A 19240-nucleotide genomic window follows, 5' to 3' on the forward strand; every position below is an offset into this window, starting at 1 on the left:
GCGCTGAGAACGGGGTGTCAGGCGGGTGGCGCCGTCAGGCGCGGGTCAGCGACCGCCGCGCTGGCCGCCGCCGGTGCGGGCCTTGCCGCCGACGAGACCGCCGACCTTCAGCGAGCCGGGGCGTCCGCCCTCCGAGGAGGCGCGGCGTCCGCCGGAGCGCTGCCCGCCTTCGCGGGGGCCGCCCTGCGACGCCGCGAAGTCGGCCTGGTCGTTGCGGACGGCGTTGGTGCGGCTCTGGCCGCCGTCGCTCTGGGCGCGGCGTCCGGTCTGGCGGGTGCCACGGGCCTCGTCGCGGCCGGCGTCACGGCCGCCGTCGCGCACCGGCGTCACGGCGCCACGGCCGGACTCGGTCGAGTAGAAGGTCGAGGCGCCACCGCGGGGGGCGGCGTCGCGGCGCGCGCCGCCGTCGCGGCCGGCACCCTGGCGTCCGCCGTCACGCGAGCCACCCGAGCGGGCTGCGCCGTCGCGACCGCGACCGGTCTCGGAGCCGCGACCCGCGCCTCCTTGGCGTCCGTCGCGCGAGCCGCCGGCCGATGCCGCCGCGGGGCGACCCGAGCGGTCCTGGCGGGCGATGGGGTTGCCCTGCGAGTCCTGACGAGCGGCGCGCTTGCGCTGCGCGTTGGCGCCCTGCGAGCGACCGCCGCCGCCCTGCTGCTGCTGCACGGCGGCACGGGGGGCGGGCTTGACGTACGCGGCGACCTCGCCGACCAGCGCGGCGACCTCGGGCGAGGACGGCACGACGGCGGTGATGGTCGGGCGGATGTCCGCCTTCTTCATCAGCTGGGCGACGTCGCGCTTCTGGCTGGGGATGACGAGGGTGACGACGTCTCCCTCGGCGCCGGCGCGGGCGGTGCGGCCCGAGCGGTGCAGGTACGCCTTGTGCTCGGTGGGCGGGTCGACGTGGATGACGAGCTCGATGTCGTCGACGTGCACACCGCGGGCGGCGACGTCGGTGGCGACGAGCACGCGGGCGCTGCCGTCTTGGAAGGCGGCGAGGTTGCGGTCGCGCTGCGGCTGCGACAGGTTGCCGTGGAGGTCGACGGCGGGGATGCCGGCGTCGGTCAGCTTCTTGGCGAGCTTCTTGGCGTGGTGCTTGGTGCGCATGAAGAGGATGCGACGGCCCTTGCCGCCGGCCAGCGTCTGCACGAGGGCGTTCTTGCTGTCGAGGTCGGGGGTCTCGAACACGTGGTGGGTCATCTTGGCGACGGGCGAGTTGGCCTCGTCGACGGAGTGCAGCACCTCGTTGTGGAGGAACTGCTTGACCAGCTTGTCCACGCCGTTGTCGAGGGTCGCGCTGAAGAGCAGGCGCTGACCGTCGGTCGGGGTGGCCTTCAGGATGCGCGTGACACCGGGCAGGAACCCCAGGTCGGCCATGTGGTCGGCCTCGTCGAGCACGGTGATCTCGATGGCGTCGAGCTTGACGAAGCCCTGCTTCATGAGGTCTTCGAGGCGGCCGGGGCAGGCGATGATGATGTCGACGCCGGCCTTGAGGGCCTGCACCTGACGGTTCTGCGAGACGCCGCCGAAGATGGTGGTGGTGCGCATGCCGTAGGCCGCGGCGAGCGGGGCCAGGACGGCGTCGATCTGCGTGGCGAGCTCGCGGGTGGGGGCGAGCACCAGGCCGAGGGGGCGGCCGGCGCGACGCTGACCGCCGGCCAGCTTGCCGCCGAGGCGCGCAGCCATCGGGATGGAGAACGCGAGGGTCTTGCCCGAGCCGGTCTTGCCGCGGCCGAGCACGTCGCGCCCGGCGAGGGTGTCGGGCAGGGTGTCGACCTGGATCGGGAAGGCGGTGGTCTTGCCCTCCGCCGCGAGCGACTTGACGATCGGGGCGGGGACGCCGAGCGAGCTGAAGGTGACGGTGTCGGCCGTCTCGTCGACGGTCGAGCCGTCGGGGGTGGTGTTCTCGGTGTCGAGGGTGTTCGTTGACATGTGGTGCACCTTTCGGGGCATCGGTGTCGAGCCGGGCCAGGCTGCGTGACCACCGTGTCGGGCGACGACGTCGTGCTGACGTGTTCGCGCGGGGGCGGGGCAGTGCCGGGAGAACGGCTGTCGTAGCCGGGCTCGAGATGTGGCGACGGTGCAGGTGTGCACGATCGTTTCGCCGCAGAGTGAGCTTCGCGCGCCTGCTGGGCTGCCTGGGTGTGTGCCAGGACGGGAGAGGCGGGGAGGGGCGTGCTACGACGCAGGGAGCCGGTCAGGCCGACTCGCAAGTGGTTCCAGCCTAGCGGAGGTGCGCGGAAAGCGCGACGGGGGTGCCGAGGAGGCGCGGGTCGAGTCGTGACGCCGCGCGCGGGCCGGATTCCGGTCGCCGGTGGAGCGCGGAGCATGTCGCCAGGGAGACCAATGGTCGTGAGCAGCAAGGTCGATCAGCCGTTCATCTCCTCGATCACCAGAGTCGGACCGTCGGCAGGAACTCGGCCAACAGGCACCCGTCAGAGAGCGTCAGGAGGACGACGCCTGGGGTGGCGATCGTGAGCATTGCCGTCACGAGACCGATGGCGAGACCCTGTTTCCGCGTCAGGGTCCCCAGCGGCGTGCGTCGGCTGAGCACGACGGCGGCCCCGAACCACAGGAGTGGCGGAATGGTCGGAGTCAGGTGAATGGCCACGCCGACGACGGGCGACGGCATCTGTCGGATCTCCTCCCATGACAGCAGCACCTCGATGCCGACGACGAGGGAGATGGGGAGCAGGGCGAGCAGGACGAAGCCGATCTGCAGGATGAACCAGGCACGTGGCTTGGATGTCGCCCAACCTCCTGCCGACATCGATCCCCACAGGGGGAGCCATGAGGTCGTCACGACGGCCGCCAGCATGGGTTCGAAGCGATCATCAGCGGCGACCCTGTGGCACCCGTCGGTCAGGACCAGCATGAAGGAGACCCAGTTGATGGCGTTGGCCTGCACCAGGGAGCAGGCGGCACCGATGAACGCGACGAGGGCTGACCAGATCCATGCTGGTCTGAGCGACCTAGCCATTCGTTCGACATGGGATCGTCACTGTGGCGAGGCCTGCGGCGATGACGATGAGGGCTATATGAGTCGCGACGCCGAGCCAGGGGCTGCCTCTGGGCACGGGCGGTTCGTGCAGTACATCCACGCGGAGAAGGCTCCGCGCCGGAGGGCCCAGGAGCAGGCTGATGAACCCTGCCGTGGACGTAACCCCGACGAGCATCGGAATGGCGTCATCACCGGACATGAGGAGGAGGCCGACGCCTGCCACGACCGTGCTTCCGACGAAGCCGCAGATCAGATGGGAGACCCGTATGAGGAGGTCGACTCTGCCTGGCGTCGACAGTCTGCCCAGGAAGTGCCGCGAGAGCGCGACCGGCATGGCCGCCGAGGCGACGAATAAGCAACTGATGACGCTCGGTGCTCTGAATAGCGACTCGAAGAACAGTGCCACCAGGGCGGAGGCATGTACTGGAGCAGAAATGAGGCCGACGGCGGCACGACGAATCGACATCCGTTGACGGTATTACATCGATGTCGTCATGCAATCAACCGTTCGGCTGATCTCCCTCGGTCCGATCCCGGAGGATGAAAGCCTCAGCGCACCGTCCCGTAGCGCTCGCCGACGGGGATCTCCACGGCGACCGTGTTGCCCGGCTGGGCGAGGGGGCAGGCCCAGGCGGGGTCGTAGGCGCAGCTGGGGTTGTAGGCGAAGTTGAAGTCGAGCACGATCGTGCCGGGCTCGGTGCCCGCGCCGAGGTCGGCGCCCTTGACCGAGTCGATCAGGTACCGACCGCCTCCGTACGTCCCTCCCGGCTTGCCGGCCAGCGCATCCTTCACCGGCACGAACAAGCCGCCGCCGTACTGCACGAGCTTCCACACGTCGAGTCTCCCGACGCCTGGCACATCCGCCACGCCCACCAGGTCGAACTGCACATCGCCGTCGGTGCCCGTCTCGACGACCATGCGTCGAGTCTCTACGGACTCGACCGCCACCTCGAACCGCCAGGCCGGGTCGTACGGAGTGGTCGGCAGTCCCGTGAAACCGGGCCGGTCCTCCGGCAGGAGCGGCGTCGACGGGTGCGTCGTGAACAGCTCGTCGCGGGTGCGCCGCCAGAGGTCGTGCGCCTCGACCAGATCGGCCGACTCGCGCACGTCGCGGTACAGGCGGTGGATGGTCCGACGCCACGACGCGATGTCGAGCGCCGACCGAGCCGCGCTGGGGACCGAGGCCCCGGGCACGTCACTCCCTGCCGCGGCCACAGGGGTCGCGGAGTCGGATGCAGCAGAAGACGAGGAGGCGCGGGTGGGGTCGGTCACGTCACCCACCGTACGCAGCGCCTCCGACACTGCTCGCGCCTCCTTCTCAGGTCCGCGATGCCGCAGCGCCCGCCCGTCGAACGCCCTCTAGGCGTGCTTCGGGTGCGTCGGGGCCCCGCGCCAGGTCGGCGCGAGCGCCTTCATGCGGAGTGCCCGCCACTGCCAGGTCGCCCAGAGCCCGGGCCAGAGCAGCAGGCCGAGGGCGCCGGCGTGGAACTCCATGCGGTCGCGCAGCAGCGTCCCGTCCGGGCCGTCGGGCGAGACGGCCATGCGGTGGTTGATGCGCATCCGGGCGAACTGGCCGCTCGTGCCCGTACCGGTGTCGCGCTGGATCCACGCCCCGTCGCGCTCGTGCCAGTCGAGGTCGACGTGCGTGCTGCCGAGGGGCAGGACGCCGAGGATGCTCGCCGAGACCGGGTGCGCCTCCTCGGTCCAGCGCTCGGGGAAGCCCTCGGGCGCATCCGAGCGGTACTTCACCAGGGGCTTCGTCACGGCGACCATCACGCGGGGGTCGCGGAGGGCGTCGGTCGCGACGTCGACGGGGCAGGCGAGGCGGATCTTGAGCTGCACGTGCATGCGTCGATCCAACTCCTGCGGCCTGTGGAGGGGGCCGCCTGCGGAGGGGCCGAGGAGGCGCGGGTCGCGGCCGTCCGTCATCGCGCGTCATGCTCGGCCACCGCCCCGCTCGTCCGACCTACTGTGGAGGGATGAACGCGCACGGCCAGCAGAAGTACCAGGTCAGGCTCGACCACGGCATCGACGGAGCCGGCCGCATCGCACCCGGCGCCCACCTCGTCGTGGTCGTCGACGCCCTCGACGGGCACGGGCTGCTCTCGACCGACGAGACGGTCGCCGCCGTGCTCGACGCCGTCGCCGAGGGGTCCGAAGGGGCTGACCGGAGCGAGGGCGCCGATGACGCCGAGCGCGGCGACGGGCCCGTGCACGCCGAGACCGTCGAGGTGCTGCTCGTGACGACCCCCGCCGACGCCGACGGCGTCGCCCGCCGCGTGCTCGAGCGGCAGGCCGACCGGGGCGACCGCGCCGTCGTCGCGATCGTCGCCGCCGGCGCCGTCGAGCCCGACGGCTTCCGCCCCGCGGTCGAGGACCAGCTCGCCGCCGGAGCCGTCGTCGACGCGCTCGCCGCGGTCGGCATCGACTCGTCGTCGCCCGAGGCGGCCGTCGCCTGCGCCGCCGCGGTGTCGCTCCGGCGGGCGACGTCGCACCTTCTCACGGCGTCGGCCTCGGCGGGAGAGCTCGTCGCGACCGGCCGGGCCGACCTCGTGTCGTCGACCCGCGCCTCCTAGGCTGCGCCGCGCCTCCTGAATCGCGCTGCGCCTCCTGAACCGGCCAGCGCCTCCTGAGCGGACCCGCGCCTCCTGCCCCGGTGCCCACTGTCGGGGGCGCGGCGTAGCCTGTGCCGCATCGCGACCACCCGTCGCCCGAACCGCTGGAGGAACCATGAAGGCAGTGCTCACCGACGGAACCGTCGTCGCCGAGGCCCCGAAAGACGAGCTCGTCTCGATCGAGGGCAACTGGTACTTCCCGCCGTCGAGCGTCGACGAGAGCCTGCTCGAGAAGAGCCCCACCCAGTACCACTGCCCGTGGAAGGGCGACACCCAGTACTTCAGCGTCCGATCCGGCGACACCCTGCTGAAGGACCGCGCCTGGAGCTACCCCACCCCCATCCCGTCGTCGTTCGACCGCGTCGGCTCGGACTACTCGGGCTACGTCGCCTTCTACAACGACGTGCAGATCGTCGACTGACCCGAGGAGGCGCGGGTCGAGTCCGTCAGACCGGCGCCACGACGCCAGGTCGCCGGGTCGCCACGACGCCTCGACGCCAGAAGATGGACACGACGCCAGCTTCATACGTGGCGTCGTGTCCACTTTCTGGCGTTTTAGGGGGAGCGGCGCGGGGTGCTGGCGGCGCGCCCGGGCGGGCGGGGTCGGGGTCAGCGGGTCGCGGTGCGCTGGCGGTGCGCTCGCACCTTGGCGCGGTTGCCGCAGCGCTGCATCGAGCACCAGCGGCGGCTCCCGGCACGCGACTCGTCGTAGAAGACGAGCCCGCACGCCTCGTTCGAGCAGCGCCGCATCCGCGAGTCCGGCCCGCCGCCGAACCCGACCGTCGTGAACAGCGCGACCGCATCGCGGGCGACCGATGCCATGGCCTGCCCCAGCCGGAGCCGCCCCGCACCGGCCTGACGCCGACCACCCTCGAGCGACGGCGGCACGTCGGGCAGCGCGGCGAAGAGGTTGAGCGTGTCGACGTCCTGCGGATCGGTCGAGGTGCCGTCCGCTGCGGCCACGGCGAGTCGGGCGATCGCGTCGCGCAGACCTCGGGCGTCGGCGAGTTCGCGATCGCCCGCGGCACCGGCGACCCCCTCGAAGCGCTCGCCGATCCAGTCGTCGAGGTCGGGCGGCAGCAGCAGGCCATCCCACGGGGTCGACCCGTCGGCGGGCAGCGCGAGCCCCGACTCGGGGCCGAAGCGCGAGCCGGCGCGGAACCCTCCGAGGTAGGCGAAATCGAGCCCCAGCGAACCCGAGTCGAAGAACCAGCGGGTGTCGGTGTCTGATCTGAGCCACTGTCCGGTCTGCACCGAACCACTCTAACCGGTTACGCGCCTCCTCGGCTCGCGCCCTGCCGCTCCACTCAGGGCTCGCGCTTCGTCCAGGTGATGAGGTGGTCGGGGTCGTACCTGCGCGAGCAGCGCCCGCACGACAGCGGGCGCTTCGGCTCGCGGTACCGGAAGTGCTCGTGCCCCTCCGAGCAGAGGCCCACCCACGGAGCGAGATCCGACGCGATCGCCCCGTCGTGCAGACGGCTGCCGATGTAGCCGAGGTCGGTCGCGACGGACTTCCAGCGCGGTCCGTGCCCCGCCTTCGACCCGGCGAGGGCGTGCGCCACCTCGTGCAGCAGCACCTGGTGGATCTCGTCGTCGTCGTACCGACCGGCCAGGTGCTTCGACACCGTGATGCGCTTCTGCGTGTAGTTGCACAGCCCGGCGCGGGTCTTGGCGTTGTCGAAGCCGAAGCTCCAGACGGCGGGGTCGAGGTGCAGGGCGATCAGCGCGTCGGCCCAGCGCCTCACCCGATCGAGATCGGCCATGAGCGGATCAGGAGGCGCGGGTCACCGGGGCGGGAACGGCCAGGTCGACGGCTGGTCGTCTTTGGGCAGGGCGTCGACGACTCCGGTGACACCGGTCGCGCCGGGTCGGGTCGTGTCGGCGTCGTCGTCGTCGGGTCGGCCCGAGGTCGCACCGCGGTCCGACCGAGAGGACGAGTCGCGGAACCGGTCGCCCTCGCGGTGACCGGCGGCGTTCGCGGCGAGGCTCGAGATCTTGCCCCACAGGCTCGTGTCGGCTCGCACCGGACGGTCGCTCTCGGGGGCGGGCGGCACCTCGTCGCGCCGGGCGTGGCGGGCCGCACGTTCGTCGGAGTCGTCGGTGCGCGTCGCAGCGGCCCGCGCGGCGGCCGCGGGGTCGACGAGCGACTCGGACGGCAGACCGCCGGTGGGGTTCGTGTCGCCGGGGCGGGGAGCGTCGGGACCGGCGTCGAAGACCTCCGCCGCGCCTCCGGAAGCGGGGTCGTCGAGCGGTTCGACCGACTGGCCGTCGGTCTGCGCGAGGTAGGCACGGAGGATGTCGTCGATGGCGTTCTGCAGATCCACGGCGCGATCGCGCGGGGCGCCGCTCGCCGAGTAGGCGGTCAGCGCGTGGGCGAGGCTGGCCCGCGCCTCGTCGTGGCGGCCGAGCTCGAGCAGCGTGTAACCCTCGAGCTCGGCGGCCGCGGCCTCGAGCTCGCGCCACTCTTCGGTCGACGCCGTGATGAGACTCGTGTGCAGGTCGTTGAGGGCACGCTCGAGCTTGCCCTGCTCACGGAAGATGTGCGCCCGACGGATCCGCGCAGCCGTCGAGTCGGCCCGGTCGCCGGTGAAGTGCGCGAGGCGGAAGGCCTCTTCGGCGATCGCCAGGGCTTCGTCGAGTCGACCGAGCAGCCTCAGCAGATCGGCGCGCTCGCCGAGGGCCGAGGTGCTGCGGCTCTGCCCGAGCGCACCGAGGCGGGCCTCGGCGGCTGGCACGTCGACCGCCGTGCGGAGGCTGATCGGCTCGAAGCCGCCGGCCCCGCCCAGCCTCGAGCCGGCAGGCTCGGCGAGGCCCGGGGGCACGCTCTGGGGGCGGGCGCTGCCGGGTGCGGATCCGAGGTGGGGGGCGTGCTCGCTCATCGTGTACGAGGGTAACCGCCCGCCCCGCGAACGGACCGCACGGCGCGCAGGCTCACCCGCTTGCCGCCCCGATTCGCGACGCACCCGCCGTCGCGGTGGCGGACGACGTGCCTCGAAGCGGTGGCGCGGGGCGGGCGGGGCGGCGCGGCGCGGCGCCGGGCTGGCGAACGAGGTGCCTCGAAGCGGGGGATCGGGGCCGCGGGGGCAACGTTTCGGGGCACTTCGACGTGCGGGGAGCGCAGGAGGCGTGGGCGCGGGGGCGGGCGCGGCGGCGCGGGATGCGCGGGGCGCAGTGCTGCCGAACGAGGTGCCGCAAAGCGGTGGGTCGGGGGCGCGGGGGCAACGTTTCGGGGCACTTCGACGTGCGGGGAGCGCAGGAGGCGCGGGCGCGGGCGCGGCGGCGCGGGATGCGCGGGGCGCAGTGCTGCCGAACGAGGTGCCTCAAAACGGTGGGTCGGGGGCGCAGGAGCAACGTTTTGGGGCGCTTCGATGCGCGGCGGGCGCGGGCGCGGGGGCGCGATGCGTGGGGCGCAGTGCTGCCGAACCAAGTGCCGCAAAGCGGGGGCCGGGGGCGGGGGAGCAACGTTTTGGGGCGCTTCGATGCGCGGCGGGAGGCGCGGGGCGGGGCGGTGGCGAACGAGGTGCCTCGAAGCGGGGGGCCGGGGGCGGGGGAGCAACGTTTTGGGGCGCTTCGATGCGCGGCGGGAGGCGCGGGGCGGGGCGGTGGCGAACCAGGTGCCGCAAAGCGGGGGGTCGGGGGCGCGGGAGCAACGTTTCGGGGCACTTCGACGCGCGGCGGGCGCGGGGGCGGGAGGCGAGGGATGCGCGGGGCGCAGTGCTGCGAACGAGGTGCCTCGAAGGGGTGGGTCGGGGGCGTGGGAGCGACGTTTTGGGGCGCTTCGACGGGTGGCGCGCGCGGCGCGGGCGGCGCGCGAGGCGCAGGGGAGGCGCGGGTCAGGGCACCCGGGTCAGCGGCACCGAGACGATGCGGTCGTCGTCGGCGCCGGGCGAGCCGCGGCCGTCGGTGTTGCTCGTCACGAGCCACAGGGTGCTGTCGGGCCCGGGCAGCACGTCGCGGATGCGGCCGAGCGACCGGTCGCCGGTGAACCGCTCGGTGGGCACCGCCGCCGAGGTCGCCGGCACCTGGATCTCGAACAGCCGCTCGCCGCCGAGCCCCGCCAGGAACAGCGTCGAGCCCACTGCCGTGAGACCGCTCGGGCTCGCGTCGTCGGTCGACCACTGCAGCACCGGGTTGAGGAAGTCGCCGTCGTCGCCCCGGCCCTCCACCTCGGGCCAGCCGTAGTTCGAGCCCGGCGACAGCGAGTTCAGCTCGTCGTAGGTGTTCTGACCGAACTCGGCGGCCCACGGCGACCCGAAGGCGTCCCACGCGATGCCCTGCGGGTTGCGGTGCCCCAGCGTGTAGACGGGCGAGCCCGGCATCGGGTTGTCGGACGGCACGGCGCCGGTCGGCGAGAGACGCAGCACCTTGCCGCCGAGCGAGTCGGGGTCTTGTGCGGCGGTCGGGTCGGAGGCGTCGCCGGTCGTGGCGTAGAGCATGCCGTCGGGACCGAAGGCCAGGCGCCCGCCGTCGTGGTTCGACGCCTTGGGGATGCCGGTCAGCACCTCCTCGACGCCGCCCAGCCCGTACGAGCCGGCCGTGCCCGTGATGGGCGCCCGCACGATGCGGTTGTCGTCGGCGGTGGTCAGGTAGGCGTAGAGGTACGACGGGGCTCCGCCGAGCACGGCGAGCCCGAGCAGCCCGCCCTCGCCCTCGTGCACGACGCCGTCGATCCGCGCCACGTCGCGCAGCTCGCCCGAGGCGGTGAGCTCGACGACGCGGCCGCTGTCGCGGAGGCTGACGAGCGCCGAGCCGCTGTCGAGTCGGACGACCGACCAGGGCGCCTCGAGTCCGGTGGCGACGTCGGTCGTCTCGGCGTCGTCGGCGATCGTGACCCCGTCGGTGCTCGTCGTGGCGGCCACCGGCGAGGGCCCGACGTCGGCCGGTCCGCTCGAACGCGCCGAGGACGACGAGGCGTCGGAGAGCGCGGGCCCGGCGGTGGGCACCTCGCTCGTGCATCCGGCCACGAGCAGGAGCCCCGCGGTGAGCGCGAGCCCCGTGGCGAGCACCCGCGGGCGGACGGCGCGGTGCCCCCGGGGGGTGGTCTTCCGCGCCTCGTGCATCACCCCATGAGACAGCATGCCGAGCACCCCGGAGGGCCCGGTCGCTCCATCGTTAACGGACCGTGACGCGGGTGTCCGCACTCTGGAGGACACCGCTGGGCGCGCCCGCCGGCATGCCGATCGACGTGCCGGTGGGCGGCCTCGTCAGCGGGGGCCGAGCTCCGCCCGGAGCGGCCAGTCCTGACCCTCGAGGATCAGCTGAGCACCCGCCCCGGTCACCCGGTTGACGACGACGGGCGCCAGCAGGTTCACCGTCATCCCCGAGGAGGCGGGGGTCGCCACGACGAGGAGCATCGCGTCGTCCGCGTCGGTCAGCTCGAGCAGCGCCGTCTGCTCGTCGGTGATGACCGGCGAGTAGTCGGTCAGGTGCACCGACGCGTCGAGCACGAACAGCCGCACGTCGGCGTCGTCGTCGAGGACGTCGACGGCGCGGAGGGCGAAGAGTCCGACGGCGCCCTCGATCTCGTCGAGCACGAAGTCGACCTTCGGCTCGAGGCCGAACGGCGGGGCGACGAAGCGCACCGGGGTCTGCGTGATGCCGCTCATCGGAGGAAGTCCATCAGCGAGGTCTGGACGACCCGGGCGGTGACGGCGAGCGCCGCCTGGTAGCTGTTCTCCTGGAGCTTGAGTTCGAGCACGGCCTGCCCGAGGTCGAGGTCCTCGATACCGGATCGCTGGGCCTCGAGTCCGACCTTGGTGTCCATCAGGGTGTCCTTGGCTCTCAGTAGCTGAGCGTGGCTCGCTCCGACCGACGACTGTACGCCGCGGAGGTCGCCGACGCGAGTGTCGATGTCGGCGAGGTGAGCGCTGACGTTGACCCCGCCGCGGAGGTCGGTCACGATGTCGTCGATCAGGCGGAACACCGAGTCGTCGCCGGTGCCGAAGGCCGTCCGGCCGTCGGCGTCGACGCGGACGGTGGTCTCGGGGCCGACGCGACGCACGACGGTGCCGCTCTCGGACCCGGTGTGGGTGTAGTCGTCCGTCCAGGCGACGCCGGCGTCGGAGGTGCCGGCGAAGACGCTGCGGCCGTTGTAGCTGGTGTTGGCCGTGCCGAGCAGGTCCTTCTTCAGGCCCTCCAGCTCGATCGCGATCGCCTCGAGCGCGGCGGGCCCCGCGGCGCCGGTGTTGGCGCCCTGGAGGGTGAGCTGCCGCACCTTCGCCATGATCGAGTCGGCCGCCGAGAGGGCGCCGTCGGCGGTCGACAGCCAGCCGTCGCCGTCGTCGGCGTTGCGCGACTGCTGGGCGGCGGCCGCCTGCAGGTTCTTCACGCGCATGGCCTCGGCGGCGCCGGTCGGGTCGTCGGAGGGCCTGCCGATCCTCTGCAGGCTCGACGCGCGGTCCTGGCTCTCGGCGACGCGGGTCTTGCTCGACATCAGGTGCTGCTGCGCTCGCAGGCTGCTCATCTGGTCGGTGACGCGGCTGATCATCGTCCGTTACCTCCCGACCCGGCCCATGCCGTTGATGAGGGTGTCGAGCATCTCGTCGATGGCGGTCATGACGCGGGCGGCCCCCTGGTAGGCGTGCTGGTACGAGAGCAGGTTGACGTTCTCCTCGTCGAGGCTGACGCCTGCGCCCGAGAGCTGACGGTTCTTGGCCGAGCTCGCGGCGAGGTCGGTGAGCGCGGCCTGCTGCGACTCGCTCTTCGCGGTCGCGCCGATCGTCGCGACGACGGCCGACCAGGTGCGGTCGGGCGAGCCGGCTCCGACGCCGATCTGGGCGATGGCGAGGGCGACCGTGTTGTCGTGCGCGCCTCCTGCGCCGTCGCCCGAGGCGATCGTGCCGGGCCCCGTCGGCAGCACCGTGAGGCTGCGGGCGGGCGAGCCGCCGGGCGTGAGAGCGAAGAAGTCGTGACCGTCCGTGCCGTCCGCGGTGAAGCCCGTCCGGTGCACGGCGTTCACCTGCGTCGCGAGCTGGGTGGCGAGGGCGTCGTACGAGGCGGCGGCCTCGGCCAGCGTGCCGCCGACGCCGCCCGCGGCGGGCTGCAGCAGCGAGACCGTGCCGGCGAGGCTGCCGCCGGTCAGCGGGATCGACCGGCCGGGGCGGTCGGCCCACTCGACGGCCACACCGGCCGTCGCCGTCGCCATGCTGTAACCGCCGGTGACGGCGACCGTGCGGGCCGAGGTGCCGCTGACCAGGGCGTCGCCGCCGATCAGCACCTCGACCGTGCCGTCGCCCACGTCGCGGACGGTGCCGCCGGCGATCGTCGCGATGCGCTCGGTGAGCAGCGATCGGGCGTCGATCAGCTCGTTCGAGCCGACCCCGAGCTGCGTGTTCGTGCGGATGCGGGCATTGAGGTCGGCGACCTGCGAGGCGGCGGAGTTGAGCTCGGCGGCGAGTCCGTCGCTCTGCGTGCGCAGCCCGCCCCACTGCTCGTCGACGGCACGGTGCCCGGCCGAGAGCGCGGCGGCCAGCGAGGTGGCCTGACCGATCAGCACGGCGGCGGGCCCGGCGTCGCCGGGGTTGTTGGCGACGTCGCCCCAGGCCGACCAGAACGCGTTCAGCTGACTCGAGATGCCGTTCGTCGAGGGCTCGCCGAGCGACGCCTCGAGGGTGGCGACCGCGGAGGCGCGGGTCGACTGGTACCCGGCGGTCGCGGCCGCGCTCCGCACCTGCCCGTCGACGACCTGGTTGCCGAGTCGGGCGATGGCGTCGATCGAGACGCCCTGGCCGGCGACGACGCCGGCGCTGAAGATGCCGGCCCGGGCCGGCGACTCGATCGACGAGGTCGTGATGCGCTGACGCGTGTAGCCGTCGGTGTTGACGTTGGCGATGTTCTGACCGGTCACGTCGAGACCCGTGCGGGCCGCCACGAGACCGGTGTAGGCCGTGTTGAGGCCGCCGAAGGTGCTGCCCATGCTCAGAGGCTCCCGTCGAAGAGGTGCCCGCCGGAGGCGGTGGTGCCGCCCGGGGTGCCGACCCGGCGCCCGGCGGCGGTGGCGGCGGTCGAGCCGGTCGCGTCGTAGATGGCGCCCGCTGCGGCGGTCGCGTCGTCGGTCGTCGCGGCCAGGGTCTCCTGGGTGGCGCGGGCCGCGGCGCGGAGGAAGCGCTCGTTCTCGTCGCGCAGCTGCGCGATGCGGGCGGTGAGGTCGGTCATCGCCCGGAGGTGCGCGGTGAAGATCTCGCCCCAGGGGCCTGCGGGAGCCGCGGCGATGATGTCACGGAGGGGCGCCTCCTCGTCCGTCCCCCATTGCTGGGCGACGGAGGAGACCTCGACGCTGCGCTCCAGCCCGGCGGTCCGCAGCCGGTCGAGCACCTGCTCGACCTCGCGCGTGGCGTGGTCGATCCAGCGGGTGCGACCGGCGGTCAGCAGCAGCTGCTCCTCCTCCAGCTTGAAGGTGAGCAGCTCGAGCAGCTCGCGTTCACGCCAGAGCAGCGCGGACAGTTCGTTCGCGCCCATGGGGTCTCCTCGGTCGGGTGTCGATGATCTCGGCGGGGGAGCGGTGACGTCCCCTACGAGGAGGACTATCGACGCCACCCTCGCCGCCGTTAGCGAGGCGCGCCAGACGGTCGACGGATCCGATCGCATAGCGGGTGGCCGGGGTCGACCGGAAGTCGCGTCGGCACCCCACTGCGGGGGAGGGGGTACGGGTGCTGTCCTCCACAGACGCGACACCTGTTCCCCCTGACTGGGGTCACACAGGCGCCCCGCAGGCTGAGTGGACGCCGATAGCGTTGCCGATGCAGGGAGGGTCGTCGACCAGCCCGACCGGTCACCCCGAAGACCGATCACGCACCCGCACGACCCCCGCACGACCCCCGCACGACCCCGACACCCCGAAGCACGAACCCCCGTCTCGACGCGTCCGACACGCGTCTCGACCGCACCAGTCGCTTACCCGCAGCTCAGACCGTGCGTCTCGACATCAGCCCTGATCAGAGGGCTGTTCGTCGCGCCCGCGATCCACACCTGTCCTGACGGACCCTCTTGCTGGGAGCAAGCGATGAACCGCACCGAACGCAACGCCCTGGTGGTCGAGAACCTGCCGCTCGTCGGCTACCTCGTCTCCGAGGTCTGCGCCCGCGCCACGCACCTGTCGCGCGACGACCTCGCCGGCGTCGGCGCGATCGCGCTCGTGCAGGCGGCGGACGCCTTCGACCCGACCCTCGGGATCCCGTTCGGCGCCTACGCCCGCACCCGCATCGTCGGGGCCTTCGCCGACGACATGCGCTCGGGCGACTGGGCCAGCCGCGGCACCCGCAAGCGCATCAAGGAGACCCTGGCCACCCAGGAGGCGCTGACCGCGTCGCTGGGGAGGCGCCCGTCGGTCGACGAGCTCGCCTCGGCCCTCGGGGTCGACCGTCAGGCGGCGCAGTCCGCGTTGAGCGACGCCGGCCGCACGGTCTCGACCCTCGACGACACCATCGCCGACCATCTCTCGAGCGACCTGCCGCTGCCGGGCGACGACCTGCTCGTCGACGAGCGCAGCCGCTACCTGCGGGCCGCCGTCGAGGCCCTCCCCGAGCGCATGCGCCTGATCATCGAGGGCGTCTACTTCGGAGACCGCACCGTCACCGAGATCGCCGACGAGCTCGGCATCACCCACAGCGCCGTCTCGCAGCAGCGCACCGAGGCCGTCCGTCTGCTGCGCGACGGACTCGCCGCGCACTACGCCGACGACCCCGACGCCGGGTTCGAGCCCGTGTCGAAGACCGCGCCCGCCCGGCGCAGCGCCTACCTGTCGCGCGTCGCGACGAACGCGGCCGTCGGCATCGCGCGGGCCCTGCGCGACCCCGAGCCCCAGGGCTTCAGCACGGCGGTCTGAACCGCCCCGAGAACTTTCGACGTCGCACTAACGCGCGTCGTGAGCCGGTCGACAGTAGCCGGTGTCAGCCCACGGATGGGCCGACGAACAACACCCAGTCACGGAGGAGAACACCATGGGTATGCAGATCAACACCAACCTCGCGGCCAACAACACCTACCGCAACCTCAACAGCACGCAGAACGACCTGTCGAAGAGCCTCGAGAAGCTCTCCAGCGGTCTTCGCATCAACCGTGCCGCTGACGACGCGGCGGGTCTCGCGATCTCCGAGGGCCTGCGCTCGCAGGTCGGCGGACTCACGGTGGCCGCACGCAACGCCCAGGACGGCATCTCGGTCATCCAGACCGCGGAAGGCGGACTGACGGAGGTCCACTCGATCCTCCAGCGCGTCCGCGACCTGGCCGTCCAGGCCGGTAACGACTCGAACAACGACAAGGCTCGCGAGGCGATCTCGACCGAGGTCGCCGCCCTCGGCGAGGAGCTCACGCGGATCTCGAAGTCCACCAACTTCACCGGAACCGCACTGCTCGACGGCACCGCGTCGCTGACCTTCCAGGTCGGAGCCGGCTCGAACGCCGACGCCGACCAGATCACGGTCGACCTCAAGGGTGCGGACATCGGGAAGATCGCCGAGATCGTCAGCGGCATCGCCACGCAGGCGGCGACGGCTCCCGGCACCACGCCCGACCCCGGCACCGACCCCGGTGACGGCACCGACCCGGCGCCCACCCCCGCCCCGGCGGCGGGGACGGCCGGACTCAAGAGCTCGGCTGACGCCCTGCTCGCGATCGCGGCCATCGACGAGGCCATCACCGACGTGTCCACCGAGCGCTCCAAGCTCGGTGCCGTGCAGAACCGCTTCGAGCACTCCATCGCGTCGACCAACGTCGCGAAGGAGAACCTCACGGCGGCGAACTCGCGCATCCGCGACGTCGACATGGCCGAGGAGATGGTCAAGTACACGCGCTCCAACGTGCTCACCCAGGCCGGCACCGCGATGCTGGCCCAGGCGAACCAGAGCACGCAGAGCGTCCTGTCGCTGCTCCGCTAGTCGGACCGGGGCCCGGCTCCGTGCTCCCAGCACAGAGCTGACGTCTCGACCCGCCTCGCTCGGAGACCGGGTGGCGAGAGGTCGCAGCTGATCCTGCGACCTCCTGCCACCCGGTCTCGACACGGTCACCGCGCCTCCTGCAGTCCCCGATCCGCCCCACCACCCCCTCGACAGGAGCACCGCATGGCCTCGTTCGGCATCGACGGTCTCGTCAGCGGCCTGGACACGACGACGCTGATCAACTCGTTGATGCAGTCCGAGGCCGTGCCCCAGACGATCCTCAAGAACAAGGCCACCGCCGGGCAGACGCTCGTCTCCGCCCTGCAGGGGCTGAACACGAAGATCGCCGAGCTGGCGACGCTCGCCGCCGCGACCGCGAAGACCGGCTCGCTCTCGCTCTTCACGCCGACCAGCAGCTCGACCGCCGTGACCGCCAAGACCTCGGCCGGTGCGGTCTCGGGCTCGATCGACCTCGTCGTCGGCGCGGTCGCGTCGTCCAAGACCGCGGTGACCGCGGCCATGACGGCCTGGCCCGACTCGCCCGCGACCCTCACCTTCGTCTCGGCGTCGGGAGCCGTGACCGAGGTGACCGCCGCCTCCTCGTCGCTCGACGACGTCGTCCAGGCCGTCAACGCGTCGGCCGCCGGCGTCACGGCCGTGAAGGTCGCCTCGGGCACGGACGCCTCGGGCGCCGTCCGGTACCGACTGCAGCTCTCGAGCGAGAAGACCGGGGCCGAGGGCGGCTTCGAGGTGCACCGCGGCAGCGCGGCCGACGTCGCGGCGGGCACGGCGACCGATCTGATGACCGAACCCGGCGCGGCCGTGATCTCGCAGGCGCGCGACGCCTCGATCACGCTGTGGGCGGGGACGGCGGCCGAGCAGGTCGTCACCAGCAGCAGCAACACGTTCGCCGACGTCATCCCCGGCGTCTCGGTGACGGTGTCGGCCGTGACCACCGAGCCCGTGCACCTCTCGATCGCCCGCGACGCGACCGCCGCCACGAAGGTCGCCACCGACCTCGTCGCCGGGGTCAACGCCGCCCTGACGATCATCGCCGGCAAGAGCGCCGCATCGACCTCGACCAGCTCGGCGGGCGTCACGACGGTCACCGCCGGCGTCTTCGGCGGCGACTCGACCACGCGCGGCATCACGCAGCGCCTGACCGACGCCGTCCTCAGCCCCGTCGACGGGCAGTCGCCCAGCGCGATCGGCATCTCGATCGACGCGAAGACCGGGCAGTTCGCGGTCGACGCCGACAAGTTCGCCGCCGCCCTCGCCGCCGACCCCGAGAAGGTGCAGGCGACGATGAGCGCCATCGCCGAGCGCGTCGCGTCGACGTCGACCGCCGTCTCGGACAAGTTCGACGGATCGCTCACGAAGTTCATCACCGGTCAGCAGTCGGTCGTCCGCGACCTGAACGACCGGGTCGGCATCTGGGACGACCGCCTCGCCGCGCGACGCGAGAACCTGCAGAAGACCTACTCCGCCCTCGAGGTCGCCCTCAGCGCCCTCACCGCCCAGCAGAGCTACATCACCAGCCAGCTCGCGGGCCTGTCGGCGAGCAGCAGCTGATGGACGCCACCTCGTTCGCGGCCTTCGCCGCCGCCTCGTCCGCCCCGACCGCCGTCGTGCAGAAGCAGCGCGCCCGGTACACGGCCGAGGCCGTGCAGTCGGCGACGCCCGTGCAGCTCGTCACCATGCTCTACGACCGCCTGCTGCTCGACCTGTCGCGCGCCGAGGTGGCCCAGGCGGCCGCCGACTGGGCCGCGGCCTCCGAGCAGCTGCTGCACGCCCAGGCGATCGTCGCCGAGCTGTCGTCGTCGCTCAGGATCGACGTGTGGGATGGCGGCGAGGGCCTCCTCGCCCTCTACACGTACTCGTCGACCGCCCTGGTCAACGCCAACATCCACCGCGACGTGGCCGTGACCCGCGAGGTGATCGCGCTGCTCGAACCGCTGCGCCAGACGTGGCACGAGGCCGCCGCGTCGCTGCAGGCCGAGGGGCGGGCATCGGGCGCCGGGATGTCGGGTTCCGGTGTCGGCTGAGGGGGCTGTGGCGGCTGAGTCTGCTGCCGCGGCTGGGTCTGCTGGCTGGGTGCCGGCTGGCGGGATGGGAGATCACCCGCGGTGGTCGGCCGTGCTCGACGACCTCGAGCGCTGGCTGGACGACGCCGAGCGGACGCTGTCGGCGATCGGGCCGGAGCCGGCGAGCGGGCCGGAGTCGGCGTTCGGGGTCGAGCCGGCGAGCGGGGCCGAGAAGCCGAGCGGGGTCGAGTCGGCCGGAGCCGCGTCGAGCCAGCCCGCGCCCCTGCTGCCCTGGGCGCCGCCCACGGGGCTGGGACCGGTGCCGTCCGCTCTGTCGACCCGCGCCTCCTCGGTGCTGGCCCGGCAGGGAGCGGTCGTGGCGCGCCTCCTCGAAGCGCGTTCGGCGGTGCTGCAGCATCTCGGAGCGGTCCGCTCGGTCGAGCAGGGGCGCGAGCCCGGTCGGCCCGTGTACCTCGACACCGTCGGCTGACACCCCGCCCCGCCCCCTGCGTCGAGGAGTCACGACACGCCGCGGCACGGGCGTGCACGCGGCGTGTCGTGACTCATGACGCGGCTGGCCCGGGTGTCCTGACACGTTCGGCTCCCGCCCCCGCATGTCGTGGAGTCACGACACGCCGCGGGCACCGGGGTGCGGGCGGCATGTCGTGACTCATCGACCGGTGGGGCAGGGCAGGGCAGGGCAGGGCAGGGCAGGGCGGGGCAGGAGGC

Annotated in this window: 20 protein-coding genes; 7 read left to right on the top strand and 13 right to left on the bottom strand. The window is 72.7% G+C overall.

Annotation, left to right across the window (positions count from 1 at the left end; all coding sequences use genetic code 11):
* Positions 1-45: 45 nt before the first annotated feature.
* The 5 genes from ACZZY9_RS09910 to ACZZY9_RS09930 all read right to left on the bottom strand — a co-directional run bounded on the left by ACZZY9_RS09910 (position 46) and on the right by ACZZY9_RS09930 (position 4846).
* Positions 46-1929, bottom strand: a complete 1884-nt coding sequence (locus tag ACZZY9_RS09910; protein WP_463463967.1) for a DEAD/DEAH box helicase — start codon at positions 1927-1929, stop codon at positions 46-48.
* A 457-nt stretch (positions 1930-2386) separates the two neighbouring features.
* The gene (locus tag ACZZY9_RS09915; RefSeq protein ID WP_463463968.1) at positions 2387-2905 is read right to left on the bottom strand and encodes a hypothetical protein; all 519 of its coding nucleotides are present in this window, start codon (positions 2903-2905) and stop codon (positions 2387-2389) included.
* A 64-nt stretch (positions 2906-2969) separates the two neighbouring features.
* Positions 2970-3464 (bottom strand): hypothetical protein, encoded by a 495-nt coding sequence (locus ACZZY9_RS09920; RefSeq protein WP_463463969.1) that lies wholly within the window; start codon positions 3462-3464, stop codon positions 2970-2972.
* 83 nt (positions 3465-3547) lie between these two features.
* Complete coding sequence (locus tag ACZZY9_RS09925) at positions 3548-4192, bottom strand: DUF1684 domain-containing protein (protein WP_463464663.1); 645 nt, start codon at positions 4190-4192, stop codon at positions 3548-3550.
* 165 nt (positions 4193-4357) lie between these two features.
* Positions 4358-4846, bottom strand: a complete 489-nt coding sequence (locus tag ACZZY9_RS09930) for a hypothetical protein (protein WP_463463970.1) — start codon at positions 4844-4846, stop codon at positions 4358-4360.
* 131 nt (positions 4847-4977) lie between these two features.
* Between ACZZY9_RS09930 and ACZZY9_RS09935 the strand changes: the two genes are divergently transcribed.
* The gene (locus ACZZY9_RS09935; protein ID WP_463463971.1) at positions 4978-5574 is read left to right on the top strand and encodes a 2-phosphosulfolactate phosphatase; all 597 of its coding nucleotides are present in this window, start codon (positions 4978-4980) and stop codon (positions 5572-5574) included.
* 154 nt (positions 5575-5728) lie between these two features.
* Positions 5729-6034, top strand: a complete 306-nt coding sequence (locus tag ACZZY9_RS09940) for a DUF427 domain-containing protein (protein WP_192060982.1) — start codon at positions 5729-5731, stop codon at positions 6032-6034.
* A 188-nt stretch (positions 6035-6222) separates the two neighbouring features.
* Here ACZZY9_RS09940 and ACZZY9_RS09945 read toward each other — a convergent pair whose 3' ends face one another.
* From ACZZY9_RS09945 to ACZZY9_RS09980, 8 genes are all read right to left on the bottom strand, one after another.
* Entirely contained in the window at positions 6223-6867 is a 645-nt protein-coding gene (locus ACZZY9_RS09945) for a CGNR zinc finger domain-containing protein (protein ID WP_463463972.1), read from the bottom strand.
* Positions 6868-6920: 53 nt separating this feature from the next.
* The gene (locus ACZZY9_RS09950) at positions 6921-7376 is read right to left on the bottom strand and encodes a SprT-like domain-containing protein (protein ID WP_320477405.1); all 456 of its coding nucleotides are present in this window, start codon (positions 7374-7376) and stop codon (positions 6921-6923) included.
* Positions 7377-7397: 21 nt separating this feature from the next.
* Positions 7398-8492 carry a tetratricopeptide repeat protein gene (locus tag ACZZY9_RS09955; RefSeq protein WP_463463973.1) on the bottom strand — a complete coding sequence of 365 codons (1095 nt, stop codon included), beginning with the start codon at positions 8490-8492 and terminating at the stop codon, positions 7398-7400.
* A 954-nt stretch (positions 8493-9446) separates the two neighbouring features.
* Positions 9447-10691 (bottom strand): PQQ-dependent sugar dehydrogenase, encoded by a 1245-nt coding sequence (locus ACZZY9_RS09960; protein ID WP_463463974.1) that lies wholly within the window; start codon positions 10689-10691, stop codon positions 9447-9449.
* 126 nt (positions 10692-10817) lie between these two features.
* Positions 10818-11219 carry a flagellar assembly protein FliW gene (locus tag ACZZY9_RS09965; protein ID WP_463463975.1) on the bottom strand — a complete coding sequence of 134 codons (402 nt, stop codon included), beginning with the start codon at positions 11217-11219 and terminating at the stop codon, positions 10818-10820.
* Positions 11216-12100: a flagellin N-terminal helical domain-containing protein gene (locus tag ACZZY9_RS09970; protein ID WP_463463976.1), complete on the bottom strand. Its 885-nt coding sequence runs from the start codon at positions 12098-12100 to the stop codon at positions 11216-11218. Before ACZZY9_RS09970 ends, ACZZY9_RS09965 begins: the two co-directional genes overlap by 4 nt.
* A gap of 6 nt (positions 12101-12106) precedes the next feature.
* Positions 12107-13528 carry a flagellar hook-associated protein FlgK gene (gene flgK / locus ACZZY9_RS09975; RefSeq protein WP_463463977.1) on the bottom strand — a complete coding sequence of 474 codons (1422 nt, stop codon included), beginning with the start codon at positions 13526-13528 and terminating at the stop codon, positions 12107-12109.
* Positions 13529-13530: 2 nt separating this feature from the next.
* Complete coding sequence (locus tag ACZZY9_RS09980) at positions 13531-14070, bottom strand: flagellar protein FlgN (protein WP_192060989.1); 540 nt, start codon at positions 14068-14070, stop codon at positions 13531-13533.
* 544 nt (positions 14071-14614) lie between these two features.
* Here ACZZY9_RS09980 and ACZZY9_RS09985 point away from each other — a divergent pair.
* The 5 genes from ACZZY9_RS09985 to ACZZY9_RS10005 all read left to right on the top strand — a co-directional run bounded on the left by ACZZY9_RS09985 (position 14615) and on the right by ACZZY9_RS10005 (position 19001).
* Positions 14615-15436 carry a sigma-70 family RNA polymerase sigma factor gene (locus ACZZY9_RS09985; protein WP_192060990.1) on the top strand — a complete coding sequence of 274 codons (822 nt, stop codon included), beginning with the start codon at positions 14615-14617 and terminating at the stop codon, positions 15434-15436.
* A gap of 115 nt (positions 15437-15551) precedes the next feature.
* Complete coding sequence (locus ACZZY9_RS09990; protein ID WP_463463978.1) at positions 15552-16487, top strand: flagellin N-terminal helical domain-containing protein; 936 nt, start codon at positions 15552-15554, stop codon at positions 16485-16487.
* 183 nt (positions 16488-16670) lie between these two features.
* The gene (gene fliD, locus ACZZY9_RS09995; protein WP_463463979.1) at positions 16671-18059 is read left to right on the top strand and encodes a flagellar filament capping protein FliD; all 1389 of its coding nucleotides are present in this window, start codon (positions 16671-16673) and stop codon (positions 18057-18059) included.
* The gene (fliS, locus tag ACZZY9_RS10000) at positions 18059-18532 is read left to right on the top strand and encodes a flagellar export chaperone FliS (RefSeq protein ID WP_463463980.1); all 474 of its coding nucleotides are present in this window, start codon (positions 18059-18061) and stop codon (positions 18530-18532) included. The genes fliD and fliS overlap by 1 nt, the downstream gene beginning before the upstream one ends.
* Before the next feature lie 64 nt (positions 18533-18596).
* Positions 18597-19001, top strand: coding sequence for a hypothetical protein (locus ACZZY9_RS10005; RefSeq protein WP_463463981.1), 405 nt, complete (start codon positions 18597-18599; stop codon positions 18999-19001).
* The last annotated feature ends 239 nt before the right edge of the window (positions 19002-19240 follow it).

The organism is Frigoribacterium sp. AC394, assembly GCF_979258095.1.